This window comes from Ornithinimicrobium sp. (assembly GCF_051004135.1).
GTDB lineage: Bacteria > Actinomycetota > Actinomycetes > Actinomycetales > Dermatophilaceae > Ornithinicoccus.
Window position 1 is genome coordinate 1 of the sequence record NZ_JBPCKQ010000150.1, and the last position, 6,153, is coordinate 6,153.

General features: G+C 68.5%; 4 protein-coding genes and 2 pseudogenes. 1 reads left to right on the top strand and 5 read right to left on the bottom strand.

Features of this window, described 5'->3' with window-relative positions; genetic code table 11:
- Positions 1-180: 180 nt before the first annotated feature.
- Positions 181-1,380, top strand: a pseudogene (locus tag ACR2FV_RS10165) (ISAzo13 family transposase); the annotation flags it as partial.
- Positions 1,381-1,485: 105 nt separating this feature from the next.
- On the opposite strand, the gene ACR2FV_RS10170 reads toward ACR2FV_RS10165, so the two are convergent.
- The 5 genes and pseudogenes from ACR2FV_RS10170 to ACR2FV_RS10190 form a co-directional block, all read right to left on the bottom strand.
- Complete coding sequence (locus ACR2FV_RS10170; RefSeq protein ID WP_434015582.1) at positions 1,486-2,118, bottom strand: hypothetical protein; 633 nt, start codon at positions 2,116-2,118, stop codon at positions 1,486-1,488.
- Between the two features lie 43 nt (positions 2,119-2,161).
- The gene (locus ACR2FV_RS10175; protein ID WP_434015583.1) at positions 2,162-2,497 is read right to left on the bottom strand and encodes an excisionase family DNA-binding protein; all 336 of its coding nucleotides are present in this window, start codon (positions 2,495-2,497) and stop codon (positions 2,162-2,164) included.
- A gap of 284 nt (positions 2,498-2,781) precedes the next feature.
- Positions 2,782-3,180 (bottom strand): hypothetical protein, encoded by a 399-nt coding sequence (locus tag ACR2FV_RS10180; protein WP_434015584.1) that lies wholly within the window; start codon positions 3,178-3,180, stop codon positions 2,782-2,784.
- 42 nt (positions 3,181-3,222) lie between these two features.
- Positions 3,223-4,152, bottom strand: coding sequence for a hypothetical protein (locus tag ACR2FV_RS10185; protein WP_434015585.1), 930 nt, complete (start codon positions 4,150-4,152; stop codon positions 3,223-3,225).
- Positions 4,153-5,652: 1,500 nt separating this feature from the next.
- Positions 5,653-5,961, bottom strand: a pseudogene (locus ACR2FV_RS10190) (transposase); the annotation flags it as partial.
- Positions 5,962-6,153 lie beyond the last annotated feature (192 nt).

Consider the following 6,153-nt stretch of genomic DNA (forward strand, 5'->3'; position numbering starts at 1 on the left):
CGGGAGCTCGACCCGCCACCGGCGAGGTAGTCGCGTTCATCGACAGCCACCGCGACTGGATGACTGACGGAATGGTGTGGGGCGTCGAGCCGATCTGCACGACGTTGCAGGTCGCGGCCTCCACTTAGGGCTTGGAAGGAAATAAGGTTGGGGAAGTGGTGATCCGGTTAGCCTTGCCGTGTGGCCCGAGATGACAGCGCCTTGGCGGCGAAGTTGGCGTTGGTGCTGCCGCATCTGGACGAGCGTCAGCGGCGGGTGGTGATGGGGGCCGAGGCGCGCACCCTGGGCCGCGGCGGGATCAGTGCGGTGGCCCGGGCGGCGGGGGTGTCCGAGCCGACGGTGTCCAAGGCGGTGCGGGAGTTGGGCGGGGCCGGCGAAGCGTCGTCGGTGGGACGGGTGCGCCGCTCGGGTGGCGGCCGTAAGCCGCTGACCGAGACCGATCCGGGCTTGGTAGAGGCGCTGGAGGCGCTGGTGGACCCCGCCACGCGCGGCGACCCCGAGTCGCCGTTGCGGTGGACGTCGAAGTCCACCCGTGAGCTCGCCGATGCGTTGGCCGCGCAGGGGCGTCGGATCAGCCACGTCAGCGTGGGCGCGTTGTTGCGCGGACGGGGCTACAGCCTGCAGGCGGCCGCCAAGACCCGCGAGGGCAAACAGCACCCCGACCGTGACGCGCAGTTCCGCTACCTCAGCGGCCAGGTCAACGAACACCTCGCCGCCCGCCACCCGGTGGTGTCGGTGGACACCAAGAAAAAGGAGCTGGTGGGCAACTACAAGAACGCCGGGCGGGAGTGGCAGCCCAAGGGCGAGCCCGTCGAGGTCGACGTCCACGACTTCCCCGACCCCGCCGTCGGCAAGGCCATCCCCTACGGGGTGTATGACGTCGCCGCGAACACCGGCTGGGTGAGCGTCGGCCGCGACCACGACACCGCCGCGTTCGCCGTGGCCACGCTGCGCTCCTGGTGGCGCACGGTCGGGCAACCCTCCTACCCCAACGCCGCCCGCCTGTTGATCTGCGCGGATTCCGGCGGCTCCAACGGCGCGCGGCTGCGCCTGTGGAAGACCGAACTGGCCGGCCTCGCGGCCGAGACCGGCCTGGCGATCACGGTGTGTCACCTGCCGCCGGGGACCAGCAAGTGGAACAAAATCGAGCACCGCATGTTCGCCCACATCTCCATGAACTGGCGCGGCCGGCCGCTGGAAAGCCACGAAACCGTCGTGCAACTCATCGGCGCGACCACCACCCGCAACGGCCTGAGCGTGCACGCCGAGCTCGACGACGCCAGCTACCCCAAGGGCCTCAGGATCACCGACCAGCAAATGGCCGCCCTCCCCCTGGTCAAGCACGACTTCCACCCCGACTGGAACTACACCCTCACGCCCACCGCACCAGCCTCGTAATCCCAATGTTGTTGTTTACCAGACGCTTAGCTCTGGCCGGCCGGCACGTTCGCCCGAGTTCAGGGAAGGCTGGTTGCTGTCACTGGATCACAGCGATTGCCAGCTATCGGTGCGATCCGGTTGACGCAGTCCGGGCTCGTCGGGAGGGAACCAGTTCGGCGAGACGAGTTGCATGAGCCTTGATGCCAGGATCATGTGGGCCTCTTGGGAGAGGCGCCCGAGGCGAGATCGGTGGTCAAGCAAGGATTGGCCAACCGTGGTCATCCTGTAGAGGCACGCCGCCGCATGGCCCGTCCACTGCGAGTCGGGATCCTCGTCGAAATCAAACGGTGAGCTGGGCAAGTACATGAACCCGTTGGCGCCGCCGTTGTCGATAAGTCCGAGCAGCTGCCCCTCGGGCATGCCGAGCTCGTGGAGCAGGTTCAGGGGAAGGATCGGAGCCACGAGCCGGAACGGATGGGCATAGCCAGGCGTGCCGGGGGGCTGCGCGACGAACCCGCATGTGTAGTGACAGACCAGACCGATCGCGACGATCTCCATCTCCGCCTCGACCTCGGCGGGGGCACCAGGCCGCTTCCGCTTGCCAGCGGGCTCCTCGTCAGCGGTGCGCATGCGCGTCCGCCATACGAACGGGACGTCGGAATAGACGTCGCCTTGAGACGTGTGCCGGGTGACGTCACTTACGAAGTAGCTGTCGGGGTCCAGCGCATGCCAGGGCATGGTAGAGGGAGGCTGAGACGCAGTGGCCGAGGCCAGAGCGCGCCTACTCGGGAAGGCGCCTTCGGTACACCGGCTCGGAGTCCCAGGCCTTCGGCGCAGCGGACGGCTGGTCCTCCGGAACAGAGGCTGGCACCGCGAACACCTCTTGCATCAGCCGGGCGACCTCACCCTCGGGAAGGCGCCGATGCCCGCTCGGGAGCCGGTAGGCCCGCAAGTAGCCACGATCGATCCAGTTCCGGACCGTGTTCTCATGGACTGCGAGTCGCTCCGCAGCCTCCCGGATCGAAACGGTTGCGCCTATGGTCGCCACCAGAACCACCTCCCTTACGAGGACCACTCTACCCGAATCGGCTGTGGTGTCGAGGGGCTTTAGGGACATTGGAGGTTCTGGGACGCCACTCCCTCTCGGCCCGCAAGCCAGGTCGCTGTTGCCGCTTGCTGGACTGGCGACGGCGTCTTCAGGGGGCGGCCCGGTGCCTCAAGGTCTGCACCGAACCCCGTGGAGGCCGCGTACAGCACCCGGGTACTCACCCGCGGGATCGTCCCAGCGGCCGCGGAAGCGGCCCTTCTCGGCGAAGCGCCAGTCAGTGAATGTCCAAGGGTTCGGCGCGAACCCGACGCGATGCAGTTCGGCGTCGCAGCGGACTGACTCGAGGTCGCATGTCATCCGTCCGCGACGAACGCCCGTGCAGCCGCGAGCACTTGCGGGCCGGCTTCGTCGAGATCTCCGTCCCGCAGGAGCCGAGCTGGTGAGCGGTCGTCGAGCAGGGGGTTGAGGCCGATGAACCATGCCCGAGCCACCGCGGCATCGTCGCGGGCGGCGACCATGCGGAGCGCCTGGAGCGCGACCCGCAGCCGCTGCGGGACTGGGGGCCTCGGGTCGCGTTCTCCTGCGGCCCACTGCCGGACAGCGCGCAGTTCGCCAACGCCGGCGATGTAGGCGACGAGCTTGGCGCCGAGCAGTTCGCGCAGTTCCGAAACGAGCTCAGCACCACCCAGCCGCATGACATGCTCGTGTGCCGCCAGGTCGGGCCGGGCCGTCGTCGAGGTGCTGGGAGCCATGTCGATACCTCCTTGGCTGGCTCAGACTTATCACACGCTGAATCACCACTCTAATCCCAGCTCACTAGCGCCCTGCTGGGCCGTCACTATGCGTGCGACGCGGCGACGCAGGTTCTCCCCGTCGCCTCGACTGTGGCCAGAAGGCGGGAAGTCCGCCGGTGCCTTGTAGCGCCGGGAAGAGGCGTTGGCGGTCATGTTCTGCTCGGCGATCACGAGTGGTGACGCCTGGCCGGTTGCCGTTGCTTCGGCTGCGACCCAGCCCACCAGCGTGGCGGTCACCGCCGACGGATGGGCCGCGACCTTGCGCTGGAGCGACGACGACAGCTGCGCGATGTCCGCTAGGACCATCGAGACCAGCTGGCCAAGCACGTGGTCGTTGACGTCGGCGTCGATACGGCTCGCCCACGCGGTGTACGGCGTGTCGTCGCCAGCCGGTGGAATCGGACTCTGCGGAGAGGGGGGTGGTCGTGGTGCGGTTGCCTTGGATGGGGCGTCCTGCTCGAGCAGCAGCTTGGCCCGGTGGGCGAGGACCCGGACGGGCTGGGCCGCGGACCGCAACTCTCGGCGGGTCAGCTCGTCGAACATCCGTCGCCCGGACCACCCGGTGAGCTCCTGGATGCGTTGCAGCCGCTGGCGCAGGACAACCGAGCCGCGGACCTGCGGGCGCTGGAAGGCGTCCCCAGCCAGCTCGGCGAGGGCGTTGATGGCGCGGTCGACGTCGGTGGCCGCTGGGTTTTCTTCCACAGCAGGATCTTGGGGTGTTTCTACGCGCGCGCGATCCATGGCAGACCGGTCTGACGGATCTGCATCGGGGCTTGCCGAATGTGCGGATTCCTGGACTGCCGAATCTGCTGACAGTTGGACATGGCCAGAGCCCTGACCCGTCGCCGCGGCGTCGAGGTCCCGGCCGGTGCGAAGGACGAAGTACAGCGGCAGGCGCCAGGTCGATCCGGGGCCCGTGCCGTCGCGCACGAGGGCGCCGTGGGGCGGCGAGCTCGGAGGCGTAGGCCGCCCAGGTGGTGTGCTTGATCCCGAGCCGGCGAGCGATCTGCGCGTCGTACAGCGGCAGCTCACCCGACTCCCAGCGCGTCTCGCAGTAGCGCAGCACCGACCAGGCTCCGATCGCCGCGAGGCTGGCACCCTGCAGCCGCCAGCGCACCACGGTCGCGCGGAAGGTCGGTCGGTGCGTGTAGACGAACCGACCCTGGAGCGTCTTGTCCGGCGCACGGTTCTGCAGTGCCTGCCAGGACGGGATGCTGTGCACGTCCCAGTCATCGCGCCGCAGCAGCCCCGCGGTCTGCAGCAAGGGCCCGTAGCCGACGGCGTCGCCCTTGACGGTGCGCTGCCACGTTGATGCGGCGATCCCGAGCAGCTGCGCGATGGTCTTCGACGTGGCGAACAGCTTGCCGGCCTCGGCGGCGCCGTGGCGCAGCAGCTCGAAGACGCCCAACGCTGCGAGCCAGCGCTGCCCGCTGGGATCGGCAGCCTTCAGAGGTGCGCAAACGAGGTCCTGGAACCGCGCAACGTCGGTGGGCACCGCGTCGCCGTCGACACGGTCGCGCGGATGTCCGGGCCTGGTAGCCGTCGCCGGCGTTGTGGGCGCACCTCTGGCTGCCGGCCGCGAGGCCGTGGTAGCCTCATCCATAGCCAAGGCTTCGCCCTCCTGCGGGCGAGCGAGCCCGTAGTAGGGATAGGCCCATCAGGAGTTCGAGTAGCCACCCGGTTCCTGATGGAGAGCAGTGCTAAGAGGTCTCGGTTCCCGCCGGGGCCTCCTGCATTTTGGGGACGTCTGGCTTGCTGGGACGCGTCAACAGGCCTGGAGGACCGCGTGCCACCTGCGGTTCGGCGGTGCTCGGCTCGCAGGCCGAGAGGGTCACAGATGGGTCACGGGGATCCCTGACAACCAGTGCCGGACGCTGAACGCTGATGGCATCGGACGCCGAGAAAGGCCAGGTCAGCGGCCTGGGGCACCACGAGGCGGCGGGGCCTGCGACCAGTCGGGGCGAGCTCATAACCCGGAGGTCGCAGGTTCAAATCCTGCCCTCGCAACTCCGAGAAGCCCCTGGTCAGCCGGGGGTTTTCTCATTTCCGCTCCTCCCTTGGTCGGTCCTGATCGCGAAATGGGTCACCAATGGGTCACACGGCGCTTCGGTCCATGCCACCGGAGCTGCCCCGTCGCCGTCGTGGTCGTCGTTGTCTTCGTCGGCTGCGGCGTCCGGCTCCGAGACGTCTTGGGGCGGCTGCTCACTGTTGCGGAGGTGCTCCTCCACGCCGACCTCGGCATCAAAGAGCGCCCTGGCACGCCTCGTTCCCAACCGGGAGACGGCAGGACGCTATCGCCCGCCCGACGCGCTCCTCGCCTTCCTAGAAGCGCTGTGATTATGCGGACTCGCTCAGCCCGCTCCACCACCGGTGACCAGCGTCAACGGCCGCCGCTGACCGCCCGGTTCCGCATAACCGCGGAGTCCACATAAAAGCCGACGCCGAGCGCAGGATCGCGTTCGCACGGCGCAGCTCCCGGTTGTCCTGCTCCAGCTGCTTGATGCGCGCCGCATCCGCAGGGGTGGTCCCCGGCGTGTGGCCACCATCGATCCCGGCCTGCTTGACCCACGACCTGACCGACTCGGCCCCGTAGCCCAGCTGCCCGGCGACCCGCTTCACCGTGCCCTGCGAGGTCCCCAGCTCGGCGCGCAGCGTGCGCACCATGCGGACCGCCTGCTCCTTCTCCTCCGGGGTGTACCGTCGCGTCGTAGGCTTGCCTGACATCTGTATGGTTGACATGAACTCTCCTCTTCGGCTTCCAAGCCTAGGAGCATCCACACAACCCAGTGCGTATCACCCAGGCAATCCCCCGCGCCGAACCCAACTGGGACGCGAGGCCGCCACAAGATCCTGGCCACATCCTGCGTTCGGTGCGAGCTCGTCCCCGACGGCCGGTCCGACCCACCAGAGTCTTCGCCGGAGGTGCGACGT